Here is a 556-nt window from a genome sequence, read left to right on the forward strand (position 1 = left end):
CCATCACCGACACGATCGGCATCGACGAACGGCACGATGCCGATCGTGTCGGTGATGGCGATGCGCATCTCGACCGAGGTTTCGAAGAAGGACAGGCCGCCGATCGGCTGGCCGGTGAAATCCTTCGGACCGATGCCCTGATAGGCGTAGCCGCGCACCGAACCGCCGCCGCCGGAATAGAAGCGCCGGTCGGCCGGCACATTCTGAAGCCCGGTGCCGACGATCGACCCGATGGCGACACGTTCGGCCAGCACGAACTTGGAAGCCGAATCCAGCGACTGATAGGCCGATCCCTCGCCCTTGAGCTTCAGGAAGGCCGCACCATTCAAAATGTCGTAGCTCGGCTCGGCATAGGCCAGCACCCGGAAGCCGCTGGTCGGGTTCAGGCGGTTGTCCCTGTTGTCGTAGACATATTGCAGCGGAATGCTGGCGATCAGGTATTTGTGCTTGCCGAAAGCGTCGTGGATGCGGGAATAGTCGAGCGCCACCTCGGCGGAAACCGTCTGCTTCTTGGTCAGTTCGTAGGACAGGCCGGCGCTGCCCTTGACCGAGAAAT

Annotated in this window: 1 protein-coding gene; it reads right to left on the reverse strand. The window is 62.1% G+C overall.

Annotation, left to right across the window (positions count from 1 at the left end):
• A partial coding sequence (locus EN991_RS39080) for a BamA/TamA family outer membrane protein (RefSeq protein WP_164769805.1) occupies nt 1–556 on the reverse strand: 556 nt, incomplete at both ends.

Source organism: Mesorhizobium sp. M7A.F.Ca.US.005.03.2.1 (assembly GCF_003997795.1).
Lineage (GTDB): Bacteria > Pseudomonadota > Alphaproteobacteria > Rhizobiales > Rhizobiaceae > Mesorhizobium > Mesorhizobium ciceri.